Raw genomic sequence first — 2,068 nt, 5'->3', positions numbered from 1 at the left:
CCTGTGGGAGCAGAGCGTCTACCAGAGCGACACCCAGCTGGTGGTGGATGTGAAGCCGATCAAGGAAGACCCGAACAAGCTGGTGCAAGGCACCCAGGGCTACCGTGGCGAGAAGCTGTCCTTCAACTTCCAGAACGTGGATGTGCGCGCGGCGCTGCAAGCGATTGCCGACATCTCCGGCCTGAACATCATCACCAGCGACAGCGTGCAGGGCAACCTGACCCTGCGTCTGAAGGAAGTGCCATGGGATCAGGCGCTGGACGTCGTGATGCAGGCCAAAGGCCTCGATATGCGCAAGAACGGCAGCGTGCTGTGGATCGCACCGAAAGAAGAATTGCTGACCAAGGAAAAGCTGGAACTGGAGCAGCGTGCCCAGATCGCTGATCTGGAGCCACTGAAGTCCGAGATCTTCCAGCTGAACTATCAGAAAGCGGAAGCCTTCAAGACTGTGTTCGGCCTGGACGGCGGCTCGGGTGAGCAGCGCAACCGTATTCTGTCCAAGCGCGGCAGCGCCATTATTGAGCCGCGCACCAATCAGCTGTTCGTGACCGATATTCCGTCCAAGCTGGAAGACGTGCGTAAGCTGATCGCCAAGACCGACGTCGCGACCAAGCAGGTGCTGATTGAAGCGCGTATCGTGGAAGCGTCCGACACCTTCACCCGCAACCTGGGTGCCAAGCTGGGCTTCTCCGACCTGCGTACACAGCGCGGCGGCGACTCGGGCTGGCAGCTGGGCACCAGCAATACCCGTCTCGGCCTGGGTGGCAATATCACCGGCGTCGGCACGGCGACCGGCCAAACCACCGTCACCAGCATTACGGACGCCTGGAACAACACGCAATTCATCAATCTGCCGGCGGCGGGCATCAATGGCGCACAGGCCGGCAGCCTGGCTGTCAGTCTGTTCTCTTCGGCTGCTAACCGCTTCCTGAACCTGGAGCTGTCGGCGCTGGAAGCAGATGGCACCGGCAAGATCATTTCCAGCCCGCGCGTGGTGACCGCCGACAAGGCCGCCGCCACCATCGAGCAGGGCGTGGAACTGCCTTACCAGGTCGCGACCTCCAGCGGCGCCACGGCGATTATCTTCCGCAAGGCGAACCTGAAGCTGGATGTGGTTCCGCAAATTACGCCCGACGGCAACGTGGTGCTGGACGTGGACGTAAACAAAGACAGTGTCGGCCAGGAGACCCGGGCCGGCTTCGCAATCGACACCAAGCACGTGAAAACTCAGGTGATGGTGGAAAACGGCGGCACCGTGGTGCTGGGTGGTATTTACCAGCAGACGGAGCGTAATACAGTGAGCAAGGTACCGGTTTTGGGAGATGTGCCGGTGCTGGGCAACCTGTTTAAAAATAATAGCCGTACCAACGACAAGACCGAATTGCTGGTCTTTATCACGCCAAAGATCGTTGCCGAGCGTCTGTCGGCGCGCTGATAACGGTTAGGCTGCTTCAAGAAAAAGGGTAATAAAAGATGAGCATGCAAGCATTACGCAAACTTTCAGGCTGGGTCGGCGCTTTCGCCGCCGCCAGTCTGCTGGCCGCCTGCGGCGGCGGTGGCGGTTCGCCCGGCACCAATGCCAACGGCCAGCAGCCATCCAAGGCCGCGACCGTGGTCCTGAGCGCAAGCTCCGGCACCATTGCATCGTCTGGCCAGGATGGCACCGAAGTGACCCTGACGGCCATCGTCAAGGACAGCAACAACAACACACTCCCGAACGAAACCGTGAGCTTCAAGTCCAGCTCCGGCAACATCAGCAATACCAACCGTATCAGTGATGCCAATGGCGTGGTGACGGAAAAGCTGAACGTAAAAGGTGATACCAGCCTGCGCGACATCACCATTACCGCCAGTGCCGGCGGCGCAACCTCCAACGCGGTTACCGTGAAAGTCGTCTCGGCAACGCAGACCCTGACCCTGACCACTGACGCGGGTACCCTGCAGTCGGCCGGTGCTGCCGGTTCTGAAGTGACCGTGACGGCCCTGGTCAAGGATTCCAACAATTCCGTCATGGCTGGTGTTCCAGTGACTTTGTCGGCCGACTCCGGCAGCCTGACCAATGGTAGCC

2 protein-coding genes are annotated in these 2,068 nt (G+C 60.2%); both read left to right on the top strand.

Annotated features, from left to right (window positions below):
- Window positions 1-1,435: type IV pilus secretin PilQ (locus AB4Z11_RS30245; protein WP_442029665.1), on the top strand; the 1,435-nt coding region annotated here is incomplete at its 5' end.
- 44 nt (window positions 1,436-1,479) lie between these two features.
- The coding region (locus AB4Z11_RS30240; protein ID WP_442029663.1) for an Ig-like domain-containing protein at window positions 1,480-2,068 on the top strand (589 nt) is incomplete at its 3' end.

The organism is Pseudoduganella sp. RAF53_2 (assembly GCF_052113985.1).
Taxonomy (GTDB): domain Bacteria; phylum Pseudomonadota; class Gammaproteobacteria; order Burkholderiales; family Burkholderiaceae_D; genus Rugamonas.
This window is presented reverse-complemented; position numbering and strand designations above follow the sequence as displayed.